At 45.8% G+C, this 16,521-nt stretch carries 18 protein-coding genes; 5 read left to right on the top strand and 13 right to left on the bottom strand.

Annotation, left to right across the window (positions count from 1 at the left end; genetic code table 11):
• Window positions 1–14: 14 nt before the first annotated feature.
• Window positions 15–2,177 (bottom strand): Tex family protein, encoded by a 2,163-nt coding sequence (locus tag AM1_RS18645; RefSeq protein ID WP_012164445.1) that lies wholly within the window; start codon window positions 2,175–2,177, stop codon window positions 15–17.
• Between the two features lie 86 nt (window positions 2,178–2,263).
• Between AM1_RS18645 and AM1_RS18640 the strand changes: the two genes are divergently transcribed.
• Complete coding sequence (locus AM1_RS18640) at window positions 2,264–2,512, top strand: YlxR family protein (protein WP_012164444.1); 249 nt, start codon at window positions 2,264–2,266, stop codon at window positions 2,510–2,512.
• A 2-nt stretch (window positions 2,513–2,514) separates the two neighbouring features.
• On the opposite strand, the gene AM1_RS18635 is transcribed toward AM1_RS18640, so the two are convergent.
• The 10 genes from AM1_RS18635 to AM1_RS18590 form a co-directional block, all read right to left on the bottom strand.
• Complete coding sequence (locus tag AM1_RS18635; protein ID WP_049783755.1) at window positions 2,515–3,207, bottom strand: glycoside hydrolase family 24 protein; 693 nt, start codon at window positions 3,205–3,207, stop codon at window positions 2,515–2,517.
• Between the two features lie 154 nt (window positions 3,208–3,361).
• On the bottom strand, window positions 3,362–4,018 hold the full coding sequence (locus AM1_RS18630; protein ID WP_012164442.1) for an NAD(P)H-binding protein: 657 nt from the start codon (window positions 4,016–4,018) through the stop codon (window positions 3,362–3,364).
• Window positions 4,019–4,255: 237 nt separating this feature from the next.
• Window positions 4,256–4,546, bottom strand: coding sequence for a hypothetical protein (locus AM1_RS18625; RefSeq protein WP_012164441.1), 291 nt, complete (start codon window positions 4,544–4,546; stop codon window positions 4,256–4,258).
• A 182-nt stretch (window positions 4,547–4,728) separates the two neighbouring features.
• Window positions 4,729–5,100, bottom strand: a complete 372-nt coding sequence (locus tag AM1_RS18620; RefSeq protein WP_238549012.1) for a hypothetical protein — start codon at window positions 5,098–5,100, stop codon at window positions 4,729–4,731.
• Window positions 5,101–5,366: 266 nt separating this feature from the next.
• Window positions 5,367–6,107, bottom strand: coding sequence for a hypothetical protein (locus AM1_RS18615; RefSeq protein ID WP_012164439.1), 741 nt, complete (start codon window positions 6,105–6,107; stop codon window positions 5,367–5,369).
• An 88-nt stretch (window positions 6,108–6,195) separates the two neighbouring features.
• Entirely contained in the window at window positions 6,196–6,645 is a 450-nt protein-coding gene (locus tag AM1_RS18610; RefSeq protein ID WP_012164438.1) for a hypothetical protein, read from the bottom strand.
• Between the two features lie 1,215 nt (window positions 6,646–7,860).
• Entirely contained in the window at window positions 7,861–8,151 is a 291-nt protein-coding gene (locus AM1_RS18605) for a hypothetical protein (RefSeq protein WP_010471489.1), read from the bottom strand.
• A 154-nt stretch (window positions 8,152–8,305) separates the two neighbouring features.
• Window positions 8,306–8,683, bottom strand: coding sequence for a hypothetical protein (locus tag AM1_RS18600; RefSeq protein WP_012164437.1), 378 nt, complete (start codon window positions 8,681–8,683; stop codon window positions 8,306–8,308).
• A gap of 219 nt (window positions 8,684–8,902) precedes the next feature.
• Entirely contained in the window at window positions 8,903–9,643 is a 741-nt protein-coding gene (locus AM1_RS18595) for a hypothetical protein (protein ID WP_012164436.1), read from the bottom strand.
• An 88-nt stretch (window positions 9,644–9,731) separates the two neighbouring features.
• Window positions 9,732–10,181, bottom strand: coding sequence for a hypothetical protein (locus tag AM1_RS18590; RefSeq protein WP_010471486.1), 450 nt, complete (start codon window positions 10,179–10,181; stop codon window positions 9,732–9,734).
• An 865-nt stretch (window positions 10,182–11,046) separates the two neighbouring features.
• On the opposite strand from AM1_RS18590, the gene argB reads away from it, so the two are divergent.
• Window positions 11,047–11,901 carry an acetylglutamate kinase gene (argB, locus tag AM1_RS18585; RefSeq protein ID WP_012164434.1) on the top strand — a complete coding sequence of 285 codons (855 nt, stop codon included), beginning with the start codon at window positions 11,047–11,049 and terminating at the stop codon, window positions 11,899–11,901.
• A gap of 131 nt (window positions 11,902–12,032) precedes the next feature.
• On the top strand, window positions 12,033–12,740 hold the full coding sequence (trmD, locus tag AM1_RS18580) for a tRNA (guanosine(37)-N1)-methyltransferase TrmD (protein WP_012164433.1): 708 nt from the start codon (window positions 12,033–12,035) through the stop codon (window positions 12,738–12,740).
• On the opposite strand, the gene AM1_RS18575 is transcribed toward trmD, so the two are convergent.
• Window positions 12,737–13,333: a ribonuclease HII gene (locus tag AM1_RS18575; RefSeq protein WP_012164432.1), complete on the bottom strand. Its 597-nt coding sequence runs from the start codon at window positions 13,331–13,333 to the stop codon at window positions 12,737–12,739. The two genes, trmD and AM1_RS18575, sit on opposite strands and share 4 nt — an antisense overlap.
• A gap of 226 nt (window positions 13,334–13,559) precedes the next feature.
• On the opposite strand from AM1_RS18575, the gene AM1_RS18570 reads away from it, so the two are divergent.
• Together AM1_RS18570 and AM1_RS18565 are read left to right on the top strand one after the other, a co-directional pair.
• Window positions 13,560–13,976, top strand: a complete 417-nt coding sequence (locus AM1_RS18570; RefSeq protein WP_010471480.1) for a tellurite resistance TerB family protein — start codon at window positions 13,560–13,562, stop codon at window positions 13,974–13,976.
• Between the two features lie 591 nt (window positions 13,977–14,567).
• Window positions 14,568–15,467, top strand: a complete 900-nt coding sequence (locus AM1_RS18565) for a class I SAM-dependent methyltransferase (RefSeq protein WP_012164427.1) — start codon at window positions 14,568–14,570, stop codon at window positions 15,465–15,467.
• A gap of 45 nt (window positions 15,468–15,512) precedes the next feature.
• Here AM1_RS18565 and AM1_RS18560 read toward each other — a convergent pair whose 3' ends face one another.
• Window positions 15,513–16,466, bottom strand: a complete 954-nt coding sequence (locus tag AM1_RS18560; protein ID WP_041660961.1) for a PhoH family protein — start codon at window positions 16,464–16,466, stop codon at window positions 15,513–15,515.
• Window positions 16,467–16,521: the final 55 nt, after the last annotated feature.

Here is a 16,521-nt window from a genome sequence, read left to right as displayed (position 1 = left end):
AAAGGCAGCGAACGCTATCTTGTGCTAGAGGTCGAACGCATCGATAAACCAATACGTTTGAGTTTTTGGTTCACCTCTAGTACCCGCACCTTGACCACTTGCCCCACTTTCACAATCTGCTTAGGATCTTTCACAAATTGATCCGCCATTTGGGAAATATGAACCAGACCATCTTGATGGACGCCAACATCCACAAAAGCCCCAAAATTGGTGACATTCGTGACAATCCCCTCCAACTCCATTTCAGGCTTGAGATCCGTCAGCTCCGTAATACCTTCTTTAAACGTGGCGTATTTGAACTCAGCCCGAGGATCGCGGCCTGGTTTTTCCAACTCCGCCATGATGTCTTTGAGAGTAGGCTCACCAATCGTCTCAGTCACATAGGTTTTTAGATCTCCCGGTCTCAGATGCGCGGGAATCTTCGCGATCTGGCTAAGGGGAAGTTCTAGATCGGCACTAATGGTCTTGACCACACCATAACTTTCGGGATGGACAGCGGTATTGTCCAGGGGATTATCCCCCGTCCGGATTCTCAAAAAGCCAGCGGCCTGCTCAAAGGCTTTGGGGCCGAGCTTGGCGACTTTGAGAAGCTGCTTGCGGTTTTTGAATGCCCCATTTTGGTTGCGATAGGCAATGATATTGTTGGCAATCGCCCCCGTAATCCCCGACACAAAAGTCAGTAGTTCCTTGGAAGCCGTATTCAAATCAACCCCCACATAGTTCACACAGCTTTCCACCGTCTCTTCTAGCTTTTGCTTCAGCAGCTTTTGATCCACATCATGCTGATACTGGCCCACGCCGATGGACTTGGGATCGAGTTTGACGAGTTCTGCCAGGGGATCTTGGAGGCGGCGGGCAATACTGATCGCCCCGCGCACCGTGATATCTAAATCAGGAAACTCGGCAATGGCAATCTCACTGGCCGAATAAATCGAGGCACCGGATTCATTGACCATCACCTTGATGGGCTTACGGTCTAGGGTTTTTAAGACATCCGCTACGAAGGCATCGGTTTCCCGGCCCGCTGTTCCATTGCCAATGGCAATCAGGTCGATTTGATACGTTTGAATAAGTCGGGCAACAGTTTTGGCAGCTTGGTCCCGCTGTCCCACTGCCTGGTGGGGAAAAATCGCCTGGTATTCCAAAAACTTTCCCGTATGATCTAGGGCAACCACTTTGCAGCCCGTACGAAACCCTGGATCAATCCCCAATGTAGGCTTCATCCCCGCAGGACTAGAGAGCAGCAGTTCCCGTAAATTTGTGGCAAAGGTTTGGATCGACTCGCTATCCGCCTCCGCTTTGCAGGCAGCCCGCACCTCCTTGACCACAGATGGTTTAATCAGGCGAGTATAGGCATCCTTCACCACCCCTCGGAAAAAATCTCGCACGGCTCGAATTTTGGAACGAATCACCCGCTCTTCGATATCTCCCAAGATTCGCTCTTCATCAATCGCCAACTCGACTTTGAGAATACCTTCCGCCTCTCCTCGATAAAGGGCTAGTAAATTATGGGCCAGAATATTCTTGGCTCGGGCTTGGTAACTTCGGTACATCTCAAACTTGGTGCTCCCTTCTGGATATTTAGATTTCACCTGAGATACAAACTCGCCGACTTGGAAGAAGCGATGTTTGAGATGGGTTCGAATCTCGGCCTGATCGGCAATTCCTTCCGCCAAAATATCCGAGGCCCCCTGCAATGCATCTTCGGTAGTGGCGACATCTTTATTGATATAGCGAGCCGCTTCTGTTGCCAGATCCTGGCTCAGGGTTGCCGTGGGTTTATTGAGGGCTTGCAGCCATTGAGCCAAGGGTTCTAATCCTTTTTCTTTGGCAATGGTGGCTCGGGTGCGTCGTTTAGGACGATAGGGCAAGTAAAGATCTTCGAGTTCAGTTTTCAGCAAACAAGCTTCGATCTTGGCTTGGAGCAGCTCTGTTAGCTTATTCTGTTGAGCAATAGATTCTAGGATCGTCTTTTTGCGCTCTTCCAGTTCCGTCAGGTAGGTAAACCGTTCTGAGAGCTGCCGCAGCTGGGTCTCATCCATTTGCCCGGTTCGCTCTTTCCGATACCGCGCCACAAAGGGAATCGTGGCCCCTTCTGCAAACAAATCCAAGGCATTTTGCAGGCGCTGAGGGGAAATCGATAGCTCTTGAGAGAGTATTTGAACAATATTCAACATGGGCAGAACAATGTCAGATCCTAGGTCTCCCCATAGTTTAAGGCGTAAGCTAGCTATAGCTACTTTTCAAGATGATTCTCTAGTTCATGCAGCCCAACCATCGTCGATGTATCAGTTGTCGCCACGTTGCCCCCAAATCTGAGTTCTGGCGGATTGTCCGGGTCTATCCCGATCATCAAATCCAGCTCGATCAAGGCATGGGACGGTCTGCCTATCTCTGTCCCCAGGCCGATTGCCTCAAGGCAGCGCAGAAGAAAAATCGGTTGGCGAAGGTACTCAGAGCCAAGGTACCCGATAGTCTCTATCAGGCTTTATGGAAGCGGTTAGAGGCTTAGTCCTAGCGCGTCGTTTCCACGGATTGGTTAGCCACCGTGGGTAAATAGTTGGTGGGTAACCCATTGGCTAAGGCAATTTCTTCCGCAAGCATGCGTTCATAGATATGCATTAAGTGGGGCGTCACCTTATTACTCTCAATGCCATAGCCCAAACTGGTCCACGTTCCCGAAAGCCGTTTAAGAACCGTTTGGAGCTGGCCATCTTCTAGGAGTTGGGGAATATCTGTTCCCCAATAATTGACGTCATCTAACCAAGCATAGACCACTCGATCCTGGTATTCTGGGGCAAAACTATAGCGTCGCCACATCCATTCTCCCGTCGGAGCAGGATGATACTTCTCTGCAGTTTCTAACCAGGTAGTCGTAATAAACTGATAACGCCCAGCCGCCGTCGTGCATAGCCCTTGATTGGGTCCCCATCGAATGGGAATACAGCGATCGGGGTGCTCCTGCAAATTTTCGATATGGCTACCGCCATAAAGCACGGTGTAGGGGCTAGCATCATTCGATTCACTGGCCGAAATCGTCCGCATTAAAGCTCGAAGATAGGGATTGCCCCCAGACATGGCTAGTGGGGCAATTCTACCCGGCTCTGTGGTGGGCCAAGTTAAACTCTTGGGGTCAAACTTGGGCAGCACAAACAACGCTCCCAAGCCTAGAAGCAAGGTCAACGACACACCCAAACGCCAAGCCATACGATGGATCGGTTTAGCCTGTTTGGAGGATGAACTAGACGCCAAAGGTTAACTCCCTAAGCAATAAAACGGCTTAGATTGAAAGGATTAAACCAGTATGAATGAGATCTTATGTCAGTCCCAGCTGGAAACTCGACTAAGTTCATATACTCACTTAAACACTAGCAAATAAGTCAGGGATTGGTCGGTCTAACGCTTCAGACGGGGCAACGATTTCAACAATCTTATTGTGAGAGGATGCAGCCGTCAGGGCTTCAATACAAACTTCAGCCACTTTGGTCCGGGGAATGCTGCCTTCAAATAAAGTATCGGGGGCAGACATGACGACGGAATTATCATTATCCTCGTTCTTCAGGCCGCCGGGACGGACGATGGTATAGGTGAGCCCGCTATTTTGAATATATTGTTCGGCCTGCTTCTTCCAAACCAATACCAAGAAGAACAGATTCAGGGGATGCAGCAGCTTCGATGTACACAGGGAAGACACCAAAACAAAATGCTCAATGTTTTTAGCTTTGGCCACATCTACTAAGTTTTTGGTCCCCAGATAATCAATTTGTAGGGGTGCAAACGGATTAAAGCCAGGAGCCGCTCCGGTGGCGCAAAGGAGGACGTTACAATCTGCGATCGCATCCTCCAACGAACTCGCATCCAATACATCGCCCACCACTAACTCAGCAGCTTCCGGTAAGAGTGCTTTTGCTCTATCCATATCTCGAACCAAAGCTCGCACGGGAATACCCCGCTCAACTAATTGAGACACAATGCGGCGACCCGTTTGACCCGTTGCTCCAGCCACAAATGCTTTCATATGCGTATGATCCTTGCGTCGTCACAATCAAAAACAATGAAATCACCTTAAACAAGATGACATTCATCTCTTCAGTTTAACGATTGCTTGACTGCATTGCTCTGCCGAGGAGCAGCACTCAATACTACTTCCCTTGAATGGATCAAGCTGAAAAAGGCTAACTCCATCGTCTTCAATCACTACATACACTATTGCCCAATTGTTGATGAGCAGAATGCATTGATGACCGTTTCAGAATTACTTGTAATTAAAATTGCCGACTACCGGAAAGTTGTATACCAAGTCGTCGCTAAGCAGGTAGTCATATCTATCAAAATCTAAATGGTGTTCTGTGCTTCGAAAATAGTGACTATATTGGTAAAAACCAGGTCCCGGATAATAGTTCGGATAGTACTGAGTTACAGGGGAAAAGACGATCACTGGCACATCTTGACCAATGGGCACCCCAAAGAAAGACTGAGTCTGAGCCTGGGCAGGTAGAATACTCAACCCTGTGATAACTGTCGTTAAAAATATCGTAGATTTCATCGTTAAATCTCCTAGCAACAACTGCCTTGGAGTACTTTTCAAGACAAGATCGATAGGTCAGAACAGTGATTTCCCATAACTGCTCAACACAGTGAGCACTCTCACAAGTGGCTGCAAGATCAACCACCTGTTGGTGTATAGACAATCTGCTCAATCCTTGTTGGGGCATACACTATGCAAACTTAAAAACTAAAATCGACAGTGTGGTCAACAGCGTAGTCCGAATAGTCATACGCTTCAAAAAGCCGAGTACGTTCAATTCTTCTGCGATGCCCCGTTTCAACTGCCTGACTCTTAGCTGAGTTAATGTATGTATAGGTTTGCTCTTGGGTCACACCATTCACTGTGGACGAAGAGCGGGTTGTTGTACGCTCATCCGACGTATTGAGAGAAACACCAATGGACTGATCATCCTGGGTTTGTTGACCTGTAATTTCTCTAATATGGCGTCCACCCGATGAGTTCTGAAACGTCATCACGTGCACTATCTGGGCATAGCAGGGTGATGTACTGAAAACGGCATAGGCCACAGCACCATAAAGTATTGGCTTCATCTGCATTACTTGTGCCCTCCAAAATCCTAATAAACTCACATAGCGTCGTAATAGTCCTGGCACTGCAACTAAGCTGAAGTCAATCCTGCTTGCAGCTCTTTACCCCAAACTAGAGATCACGTTGGAGTTATGGACATAATTCAAGCATCAACAGGAATGCATCTAGGTCGAAATCACTTTCGCCTGATCTATACAAGTGCAAGATTACTGAGCGACATCCTCCGAGAATAAGTAGGCAACACACAGTGTTATCCCCTGAATCGACATCAAAGCAACTCTTTAGCCGTCAACCGTTGAGGCCCTTGAACAGCAGGCAACTCCGAAGTTGAGTTAGGTAATGCTGTCTTGAGTTGCGGTTCTACTGGAGATGGGGTCTGCGCTTGAGGTGGATTCTGTGGACTATTGCCATACTCTCGCACCGTAGGCGTTGGAGCAGGTTGCTGCCCCTGTAATGAAACCGGAGGCGATACCGGACGATTCGAGGCAGAAGGAGAGGGCTGAGGAATCGCAGCTTGACGAACCGTTACAGGCGGACAGTCAACATTAGCCACTTCCATCAGTGCTGTATAGCTGACATCAATACCTGCTTTAACCATTTTGGAATAGTTACTGATTAACAGAAAACAGGTTTCAAGCTTCGCTTTCCCTAATTGATTCTTGGCGTACTGCTTACAGGTATCCATCCCAAAAGAATGGGTATAGGTAATCGCACCTCCAACCGTACCGGTATCAAAGGGACCGACACCACTACCATAGGCTGACACGCTTAAACCATTACTGGTACAGTCTGCTATGCCGTTGCCAACAACACTGCGGCCTAAGGTTGTACTGTTGACCTGAGTATTTACTAATGAGCCCTGCTGATCAAGATTGACTTCAGGGTTAGCTGTTGATTGGGAGTTGTTAGGTACTGTGATGCTATTTGTCGTTTGGGCTAAAACTGAGCCTGATGACAATGTCAACATTCCCACAACCGATGTACTCAACAGCCCAAGACGATAACGCATGATTGATTCTCCTGAGCTGAGCAAAGGGGCAACAGCTTAGCTGCTGCCCCTTGTTTGTTTGGCTTAGATATGAAGCAGCTAGCTTGATTTAGAAGCTGAAGCTAGAGCCAACGGTGTGAGTCTTGTCGATGCCATCAAAGTCATAGCTCTCATAGACATGAACGTTGGTGTCTTTTGTAAATAAACCGGATTCTCTTGACCAGCTAGAAGACTTGGCAACAGAGTAATCTGTTTCAGAAAACAGGCCGTTGTAAGTTGTTGTGGACTTACGGCAATTGCGTCCACAGTACTTAGTTTGAGTCGTAGCACTACCGTCTTTAGTAGTGGTAACGCCAACAGATACCTTGCTGGCATCAGCTCCAGCAGAACGATAACCGCCGTACCACTCATTAACATTAATACTGGTGTGAGAATAACCATTCTTGATATCACGAATGGAGAAGCTGTTGGAAACACTAGCAGATCCTGCAAAGGCAGGAGCAGCAGCTAAACCTAAGAAAAGTGCAGAGCAAAGGGGTAGAAGGCGTTGAGCTTTCATATTAAACCTCACTAAAGTGAATAAATTTTTAGAGATCAAAGCAATCGGGGCTGCACACCGACAAAATAGGCAATCATTCCTGCTTAGTTTCATTCAAATATTTGAGAAGCAGTTCATCACAACGCTTCAAATATTGGATAAACAAGCAAAAGAAACAAAGAAAACTCATGACTCCTTTATTTCTTTCTAGATTGTTTAGTCAGGAATGATTGGGCCTACAGCTACTAAACACTGTAATTACAATAACCACTCTGAGAAGATTCTCAGGATTCTCTAAGTATTCCTTAAGTAAATAAAAAAGATGCTTATATTTTATTGTTTTCAGAGATAATAATGATATGATAACAAGTTTTATCTTAAAATTTATTAGAGTAAAAATACTTTTAATGACCTAATTATAACCATCAATTACCATGTAATGCAACCCACAAAATATGACTTTCAATCAATAAAATACATGAGTTATCTCAGGCTCACAACTCCTGAAATACCTACAACACAAAGAGAAGGCATTGATTGTTGACGAAAAGATTGCATGAAGAAAATTAAAATAGAGAGCACAAAAAGACCTAGAGACCCACTATAACTGACACAATCTGACGAGATAATTTTATTTTAGCCTCTAAAAATTATTGATCATCACTTGATACCTTTCTAGTCGTTCAAGCTATCTAAAAAGTTCATTCTAGTGAAGCGTCAATGAACCTTCTTCAATAACAATCACATCTAGCTGCATAAACTTGAAAAGTGAAAATTAGGCCGAGCCATAAAAATTGAACCACACACAACGTCGCCCATGATCTGCACCTACTGAGGCATCGTAAAGTGCTTGATCTACAGGGTGACCAACCTATCTAACACTATTATGGGCAGAAAGCGCAGTAGCTCCATATCAATTACTGATCGTGATCGAGAAATAAGCGCGATCGTTACGTCACCAGAAATATCTTGCACTGTTGAGATACAGCAACTATTGAGGCTATCGTTCCTTATGATTCTGCAAGTCAAATGGTTTTCTTAAAAAATTGAAAGCAAAAAGCGCTCGCAATAACGAGCGCTAGTCATAATGCTTAGAATAACTGAAAACTTTTAGGCTGCCGCCCACTTTCTTAAAGCATCTATTTATAAGAAGACTGAGGCCATCCAACCCTCACTACCTGCAATCGCTGAATACAAGGGATTGGCGGATACCATAAATCTACAGCCGTTTCAGAATTACTTGTAATTAAAATTGCCGACTACGGGAAAGTTGTATACCAAGTCGTCACTGAGCAGGTAGTCATATTTATCAAAGTCTAAATGGTGTTCTGTGCTTCGAAAATAGTGACTATATTGGTAAAAACCAGGTCCCGGATAATAGTTCGGATAGTACTGAGTCACCGGGGAAAAGACGATCACTGGCACATCTTGACCAATGGGCACCCCAAAGAAAGACTGAGTCTGAGCCTGGGCAGGTAGAATACTCAACCCTGTGATAACTGTCGTTAAAAATATCGTAGATTTCATCGTTAAATCTCCTAGCAACAACTGTCCTGGAGTAGGGTTTTCAGAAAACACTGAAGGGTTAGAAGAGTGATCTTCCCTAGCAGCTCGCTGAGGTCAGCACACTGAATCGCCATAGATGTAGAGACTATTGGGTATCCAGGCAGTCAACTAGCACTTAAAAACTAAAATCGACAGTGTGGTCAACAGCGTAGTCCGAATAGTCATACGCTTCAAAAAGCCGAGTATGTTCAATTCTTCTGCGATGCCCCGTTTCTACTGCCTGACTCTTAGCTGAGTTGATATAGGTATAGGTTTGCTCTTGGGTTACACCATTCACTGTGGACGAAGAACGGGTTGTTGTACGCTCATCAGACGTATTGAGAGAAACACCAATGGACTGATCATCCTGGGTTTGTTGGCCAGTAATTTCTCTAATATGGCGTCCACCCGACGAGTTCTGAAACGTCATCACATGCACTATCTGGGCATAGCAAGGTGATGTACTGAAAACGGCATAGGCCACAGCACCATAAAGTGTTAGTTTCAGTTGCATCAATCATGCCCTCCTTATTCGGGGTGCCTGTCCGAGACATTTCAATCCTGGGAGCTGAAGTCAGTCATATGTGGCTGGCTTAATCACAGACTATAAAAGTCTTTCTTTAGCGCTGGAAATACTATCAAGCCAGAAATTCACAGCAATGCTTTTTGGTCTGATTAGGTCGCAACAGAGAATCAAAGTAGGCAACACACAGTGTTATCCCCTGAATCGACATTAAAGCAACTCTTTAGCCGTCAATCGTTGAGGCCCTTGAACAGCAGGCAACTCTGAAGTTGAGTTAGGTAATGCTGTCTTGAGTTGTGGCTCCGATGGGGATGGGGTCTGCGCTTGAGGTGGATTCTGTGGACTATTGCCATACTCTCGCACCGTAGGCGTTGGAGCGGGTTGCTGCCCTTGCAATGAAACCGGAGTCGATGCTGGACGATTCGAGGCAGAAGGAGAGGGCTGAGGAATCGCAGCTTGACGAACTGTCACAGGTGGACAGTCAACATTAGCCACTTCCATCAGCGCTGTATAGCTGACATCAATACCTGCTTTAACCATTTTGGAATAGTTACTGATTAATAAAAAACAGGTTTCAAGCTTCGCTTTCCCTAATTGATTCTTGGCGTACTGCTTACAGGTATCCATCCCAAAAGAATGGGTATAGGTAATCGCACCGCCAACCGTACCGGTATCAAAGGGACCGACACCACTACCATAGGCTGACACGCTTAAACCATTACTGGTACAGTCTGCTATGCCGTTGCCAACAACACTGCGGCCTAAGGTTGTACTGTTGACCTGAGTATTTACTAATGAGCCCTGCTGATCAAGGCTGACTTCAGGGTTAGCTGTTGATTGGGAGTTGTTAGGTACTGTGATGTTATTTGTCGTTTGGGCTAAAACTGAGCCAGATGACAATGTCAACATTCCCACAACCGATGTACTCAACAGCCCAAGACGATAACGCATGATTAATTCTCCTGAGCTGAGCAAAGGGGCAACAGCTTAGCTGCTGCCCCTTGTTTGTTTGGCTTAGATATGAAGCAGCTAGCTTGATTTAGAAGCTGAAGCTAGAGCCAACGGTGTGAGTCTTGTCGATGCCATCAAAGTGATAGCTCTCATGAACATGAACGTTAGTGTCTTTTTTGAATGCACCGTACTCTTTGGACCAGCTAGAAGAAGTGGCAACAGAGTAATCTGTTTCAGAAAATAGGCCGTTGTTTGTAGTCGTAGACTTCTTACAACCCCAACCACAATATTGAGTCTGAGTAGTCGTGCTACCGTCCTGGGTTGTGGTAACACCAACAGATACCTTGCTAGCATCGGCTCCAGCAGAACGAATACCGCCGTACCATTCTTTCACTTTAATATTGGTGTGAGAATAACCATTCTTGATATCACGAATGGAGAAGCTGTTGGAAACACTAGCAGAACCTGCAAAGGCAGGAGCAGCAGCTAAACCCAAGAAAAGAGCAGAGCAAAGGGGTAGAAGGCGTTGAGCTTTCATATTAAACCTCACTAAGGTGAATAAATTTTTAGAGATCAAAGCAATCGGGGCTGCACACCAACAAAATAGGCAATCATTCCTGCTTAGTTTCATTCAAATATTTGAGAAGCAGTTCATCACAACGCTTCAAATATTGGATAAACAAGCAAAAGAAACAAAGAAAACTCATGACTCCTTTATTTCTTTCTAGATTATTTAGTCAGGAATGATTGGGCCTACAGCTACTAAACACTGTAATTACAATAACCACTCTGAGAAGATTCTCAGGATTCTCTAAGTATTCCTTAAGTGAATAAAAAAGATGCTTATATTTTATTGTTTTCAGAAATAATAATGATATGATAATAAGTTTTATCTTAAAATTTATTAGAGTAAAAATACTTTTAATGACCTAATTATAACCATCAATTACCATGTAATGCAACCCACAAAATATGACTTTAACTCGTCAAAACACAGAAGGTATTCCAGGAAAATTATTTCTAAAAAGCCTACAGCACCTAAGAGAATATATAAATTATTTCTCAAAAGATTATATGAAGGAAATTAAAATTCAGAACATAAAAAGACCTATGACCTCACCATAACTGACACGATATGACGAGGAAATCATATTTTCTTCTCTAAAAGAAGTCTGCCGTAACTGGATACCTTTTAGTCGTTCAACCGACCTGAAAAGTTCTCGACTAAAGACGGATGTTGATATCCCTCTCCTGATCATCAGAGAGCGTCAATCATAGCTATGAGGCTTGCTTGCATGACCTGCTTACGGTCACCTACCATAACGAGCTAAACTGCTGTCTATGGGCAAGCCTTTACTGTTCAATGGTTTGCGCGTTGTTCTCTTTGTTTGCCACCCAACCCCATGTTTAACGCTAGCGATCGCGTCCAAGTATTAAGTGAGGCTCTTCCTTACATCCAATCCTTCGCTGGACGCACAGTCGTTGTTAAATATGGTGGGGCGGCCATGAAAGATAGCACCCTTAAAGCCACAGTAATTCGGGATGTGGTGTTTATGGCTTGTGTTGGTCTACGCCCTGTCCTCGTCCATGGCGGGGGACCGGAAATTAATCTATGGCTGGAAAAGTTGGGAATTGAGCCTCAGTTTATGAAGGGTTTGCGAGTAACCGATGCACCAACAATGGATGTGGTTGAGATGGTGTTGGTGGGGCGAGTGAATAAAGAACTGGTTTCCCTAATTAACCAGGCCGGAGGATCGGCTGTTGGCGTCTGCGGCAAGGACGGCAAGTTACTCACGGCTCGTCCCCAGGGAGAATCTGGCATTGGGTTTGTAGGAGAGGTGGCCTCAGTAAACCCCCAACTGATCCATAACCTGCTCGATGGGGGACATATTCCCATCGTGTCCAGTGTGGCGACCGACGAAGAAGGACAGGTCTATAACATTAATGCTGATACCGTCGCGGGAGAACTCGCCGCTGCGTTAGATGCTGAGAAACTCATTCTACTAACGGATACCCCAGGCATTCTTCAAGACTATAAAGACGCAACATCCCTCATTCACAAACTGGATATTCGCCAGGCTCGTGAGCTGATAGCAGCAGAGGTTGTAGCTGGAGGCATGATTCCAAAGGTGACCTGCTGTATTCGCTCTTTAGCCCAAGGGATTCAAGCTGCCCATATTATTGATGGTCGCGCCCCCCATGCCCTACTGCTAGAAATTTTTACCGATTCTGGGATTGGAACCATGATTACTGCCTAGTTCATCCTCTCCATTTCACACCTATAAATTATTGCGACTTATACCTATATAGATGGCTTTGTCCCCTGGCATAGATCGGTGACCATCTTCTTCCCGGCGGTATAGCTGCAGCGAATCAGGAACTCCCTACCGTGCGTTTCGATATTCTCACCTTATTTCCAGAATTTTTTACCTCCCCCTTGCAAACTAGTCTGTTGGGGAAAGCCCTTGCCAATGAGGTTGCAGAGGTCCATCTCACCAATCCTCGCGATTTCACCACGGATAAGCATCATCGGGTTGATGATGAGGTGTATGGGGGCGGGGTCGGTATGTTGATGAAGCCCGAACCTATTTTTGCGGCTGTGGAGTCTTTGCCCTGTTTGCCTCGCCGCCAGATTGTCTTGTTCACCCCCCAGGGGCGCCCCATGGATCAACCGCTATTTCATGAACTCGCGAATCATTACGATCAGCTGGTGATGATTTGCGGCCATTACGAAGGGGTCGATGAGCGAGTCGCTGAACATTTAGTCACCCAAGAGCTGTCTCTCGGAGATTTTGTGCTGACCTGTGGTGAGATTCCAGCGTTAACTCTTTTAAATGGGGTAATTCGTTTGCGGCCAGGTACAGTCGGCAAGGTCGAATCTTTAAAGAAAGAGAGTTTTGAAACTGAGTTACTTGATTATCCACAATATACTCGACCCGCTGAGTTTCGGGGATGGCAGGTCCCTTCTGTACTAAGGTCTGGGAACCATGCACTGATAGAGCGGTGGCGACAGGAACAGCAGATCCAACGAACTCGAGATCGCAGACCGGATTTGTACCAAAAATGGCTCAAAAAATCTGATACCTCAGATCCTTAATCTGGAAGTAAACTGGCCTGACAAGGGGCAAAGGACAATCGATGTTGGCGCGTTGGTCCTAGTTCTCGCAACGCTTGCCGATGTTTAGCACTGCCATAGCCCTTATTCGATGCTAGATCATACCCCGGGTAACGCTGATCTAAACGGACAATCAGTTGATCACGCCAGACTTTAGCCAGGATGCTTGCAGCTGCGATCTCAGGTTCGGATTGATCGCCTTTAACGACCGTTCTTTGCGGTACCGGTAAATTCGGAATCCGTTGGTTTCCATCGACTAAGCATAACTGAGGAGTGGATGGTAAACCCAGCACAGCCCGCCGCATGGCCAGTAAACTGGCCTGCAAAATGTTGAGGCGATCAATCTCATATACTGACGCCATCCCCACCCTAAACCCCGTTGCCACCTCTCGGATTTGGTTCATCAATATCATTCGACGCTGTGGCGATAGTTTCTTACTATCCGTCATCCCTTGAGCCACTAACTGTTCAATGGCCCCATCAGAGAGGATAACGGTAGCCGCTACAACAGGGCCAAACAAGGCCCCTCGACCGACTTCATCAACACCTGCAATCTGCTCAGAGGCATCATCCATGCTTCACATGCATACGAGTCCCCACACCACTATAGGGTCAAAGCTGATCAGCCCTGGGTTGATTTCCAGTTCTAGGACCAGGATCGAGGCAATACCAAGACCGCATCACTTACAGTCAGTGTTGGGGATTTAACATTACTCAGCGAATGGATGGACATAACTCCAACAAGCTGCTTTTCTAAAACTAAGCCTTCTTCATCACGATCTATCAGTGAGGACTTCACTCATGTCTCAATCTGCAAATGTTGTCAAACTCCTAAAGATCTTAATTGGTGTAGCCTGGCTAGATGGCACCGTTCAACAAGCAGAACAAGTCTATCTACGCAAGATTGCCCATAATAAAGGTGTGGAAGAAGATCCAGAACTACGCCCCTGGCTCTACGGATTACGGTCTGTGACCAAAGAAGAATGCTATGCCTGGGTAGAAGATTATTTAGGGAAAAAACCCAAGTCAGCCGCGTATCAACAACTCTTAGAAGACTTAAGTGGCCTAATCTATAGCGATGGCGAAGTAGCCCAAGAAGAAGCAAAATTTTTAACCCAATTACAACAACTCGATCCCAGTAATACTGATACCCCTCAATTTCGGGAATCTGTCACCCAAGCGGTCCAAAAGCTTTATCAAAGATGGATTAGTAACTAATCACGGTTGTCCTTGGCCTTTAGCATAATCAGGAGCATCTGGGGATGGGCGAGTCGTTCTGCGAGAGCCATATCCCCACAGTTCTCGAGTCATGCATACCCTCCAGATGGTTGAGCTATCAGCAACCTCATCCGTGATCATTCGACATGAAGCAATAGATACATCGACGTTTTTTTGTATCCAAAATCACAGTTTCAGTTTATTCCCCGAAAAAATTAAATAAATCTGCTGGAACACCATGCTCTTCATAAGTTAGACGTATTTATATCTGGAAAAGCTTTGAAACTAACTTCAAATTCTTACGGATAAATTGTTGGCACTAATACTTATCAGCCCAACAACTTACCCACAAAGCATTGTAGGTATTGACTTTTAAATACTCTATTGCAAATTCAGCAATTATGTGACTTAGATCACATAGTGAATTCTTTTCTCGCGGTTAAATAATTAAAATCAGCATGTGAATCTCTTCGATATCTGCAATAAACTCAAGATTATTCACTTCGATTGATCTCATTATTTTCAATCATTATTTATTCTTTGGCTTTTCAACTTCAACTTATTTACATGGAGCGCAAATAGCGTAAAGTCATGGTTCTGAGTGCAGTATCTTCCTCCACAAAACTTCCTTTTTTTAGTGCTCATACAGCCATTACTCAAAACAGTGATGGAATTTGGGCCGCTCCGATTCAAACTAGTCCTGCGATAGAAGCCAACAGTGTTTATTTCGGTCATCCAGAATGGGCAAAAGGCTACTTCGATGCTTGCCACCGCGATCCGGTCTTTCGGGAACGATGGTTATCCGTGATGGGCAGCTGGGATGACAAGGTTGTCGTCGATATTGGCTGTGGACCTGGCAACCTCTATGCCTCCATCGGCGGTTCTCCCCGCACCATCATTGGGGTCGATGTTGCTGAAGGGGGCCTCAAAATGTCAGCTCAGATCGGCTATACCCCGGTTCAAGCCGATGCTCACAATCTACCCTTCGTATCTGAATTTGCAGATATCGTTGCCTTGAATGCGACCCTGCATCATTGTGAAGATATGCCGACCGTATTGGCGGAAGCAGCTCGACTGGTGAAACCCGGTGGACTCCTGATCGTAGACCACGATCCGCAGCGCTCAGCTTGGAACTATCAAGGTCTTGCCCTGATGTTTTATAAAATGCGGCTGCCCATTTATCGATTCTTCCTTCGAAGTCTTCATATTGACTCCGAAGAAAGGCTCACTGCCTTGAAAACGGAAATCCATCATCGCCCCGGTGATGGTGTGACAGCTGAGCTCTTTACCCAAACACTGCAACCCAAAGGATTTCAGGTCCATCTATTTCCTCATAATCAAACCGTGGGTGCAGACATTCTTAAAGGGGTGCAAGGGAAATTTCCCCATTGGCGCTATAGGCTAGGACAACGCTTATCGGGCATTGATTCTCTCTCCCCCGAGGCAGCATTATCGTTAATGTGCGTTGCTCAAAAATCTCAGCAAGATTAACGAATGGGTTAAGCGAAAATATAGTTGTTCGCGAGCATTATCAGACTATTTTTTAGTCTCATAATGCTCGTAAGCATCAATAATTTTTGACACTAAGGGATTGCGCACAATGTCGCCTTTACCTAAGTGACAAAACGAAATGCCTTCGATCGATTGCAAAATTTTTTGGGCAACAGCCAACCCGGACGTTTGACTCGTCGGTAGATCGGATTGGGTGATATCACCTGTGATAACCATTCGTGAGTCCCTGCCTAGCCGGGTCAGCATCATTTTCATCTGGGCGGGCGTCGTGTTTTGCGCCTCATCAAGAATGACAAAGGCTCGGTTTAAGGTACGTCCTCGCATATAGGCAAGCGGGGCAACTTCAATGGTGCCTCGCTCCATTAAGCTGGTAATTCGCTCTGCCTCAATCAACTCATACAAGGCATCATAGAGAGGCCGCAAGTAGGGGTTCACTTTTTGTTGCAAATCTCCCGGTAGAAACCCTAACTTTTCTCCTGCTTCGATGGCTGGGCGGGTCAAAATCAACCGTTCATATTCATTGGCTAGCAGTGCTTGTACCGCTAATACGGCAGCCAAATAGGTTTTTCCAGTACCGGCAGGACCAATGCCAAAGGTTAATGTATATTTGCGAATGGATTGGATATACTGTCGCTGGCGTAAGGTTTTAGCCCGAATCTGCTCTCCTCGACGGGTCGTGGCTAAAATATCCTGCTGGAGGTCTTGCCATTCTTCTTGACGCTTGGCGTTGAGGACCTGGCGAGCAGCCATAATATCGACTGGCGAGATTGGTTGCCCGGTTTGCCAAGCCTCTTCTAGTAAATAAATCAGCTGCTGACAAAGTTGTGTTTGCTTATCCGTTCCAGAAATAAGGAGTTCTTGTCCTCGCAAAACCAATTGCGCCCCAGTTTGCTGAGCAAACAGCTTTAAATTCCCTTGCTGCTCACCGGCTAGGGCAATTGCACTTTCTGGGCTGGGTAGCTGAAGCGTCAGTCCCATAATGACTTGAGATGAATAGGGGGGAGACAAACAAAAACGAATCAGAAATTCTGAT

Source organism: Acaryochloris marina MBIC11017, assembly GCF_000018105.1.
Lineage (GTDB): Bacteria > Cyanobacteriota > Cyanobacteriia > Thermosynechococcales > Thermosynechococcaceae > Acaryochloris > Acaryochloris marina.
The sequence above is the reverse complement of the archived record's forward strand: the minus strand, read 5'-3'. Positions and strand labels throughout refer to the sequence as shown.

Bases quoted from the DNA above. Each gene is read 5' to 3' on its own strand.
- AM1_RS18595 (WP_012164436.1), bottom strand. From the start codon at position 9,643: ATGCGTTATCGTCTTGGGCTGTTGAGTACATCGGTTGTGGGAATGTTG.
- AM1_RS18560 (WP_041660961.1), bottom strand. From the start codon at position 16,466: ATGGGACTGACGCTTCAGCTACCCAGCCCAGAAAGTGCAATTGCCCTA.
- AM1_RS18570 (WP_010471480.1), top strand. From the start codon at position 13,560: ATGTCTCAATCTGCAAATGTTGTCAAACTCCTAAAGATCTTAATTGGT.
- AM1_RS18590 (WP_010471486.1), bottom strand. From the start codon at position 10,181: ATGAAAGCTCAACGCCTTCTACCCCTTTGCTCTGCTCTTTTCTTGGGT.
- AM1_RS18575 (WP_012164432.1), bottom strand. From the start codon at position 13,333: ATGGATGATGCCTCTGAGCAGATTGCAGGTGTTGATGAAGTCGGTCGA.
- AM1_RS18600 (WP_012164437.1), bottom strand. From the start codon at position 8,683: ATGCAACTGAAACTAACACTTTATGGTGCTGTGGCCTATGCCGTTTTC.
- AM1_RS18565 (WP_012164427.1), top strand. From the start codon at position 14,568: ATGGTTCTGAGTGCAGTATCTTCCTCCACAAAACTTCCTTTTTTTAGT.
- AM1_RS18645 (WP_012164445.1), bottom strand. From the start codon at position 2,177: ATGTTGAATATTGTTCAAATACTCTCTCAAGAGCTATCGATTTCCCCT.
- AM1_RS18615 (WP_012164439.1), bottom strand. From the start codon at position 6,107: ATGCGTTATCGTCTTGGGCTGTTGAGTACATCGGTTGTGGGAATGTTG.
- AM1_RS18635 (WP_049783755.1), bottom strand. From the start codon at position 3,207: ATGGCTTGGCGTTTGGGTGTGTCGTTGACCTTGCTTCTAGGCTTGGGA.
- argB (WP_012164434.1), top strand. From the start codon at position 11,047: ATGTTTAACGCTAGCGATCGCGTCCAAGTATTAAGTGAGGCTCTTCCT.
- AM1_RS18610 (WP_012164438.1), bottom strand. From the start codon at position 6,645: ATGAAAGCTCAACGCCTTCTACCCCTTTGCTCTGCACTTTTCTTAGGT.
- AM1_RS18605 (WP_010471489.1), bottom strand. From the start codon at position 8,151: ATGAAATCTACGATATTTTTAACGACAGTTATCACAGGGTTGAGTATT.
- AM1_RS18625 (WP_012164441.1), bottom strand. From the start codon at position 4,546: ATGAAATCTACGATATTTTTAACGACAGTTATCACAGGGTTGAGTATT.
- AM1_RS18620 (WP_238549012.1), bottom strand. From the start codon at position 5,100: ATGAAGCCAATACTTTATGGTGCTGTGGCCTATGCCGTTTTCAGTACA.
- AM1_RS18640 (WP_012164444.1), top strand. From the start codon at position 2,264: ATGCAGCCCAACCATCGTCGATGTATCAGTTGTCGCCACGTTGCCCCC.
- AM1_RS18630 (WP_012164442.1), bottom strand. From the start codon at position 4,018: ATGAAAGCATTTGTGGCTGGAGCAACGGGTCAAACGGGTCGCCGCATT.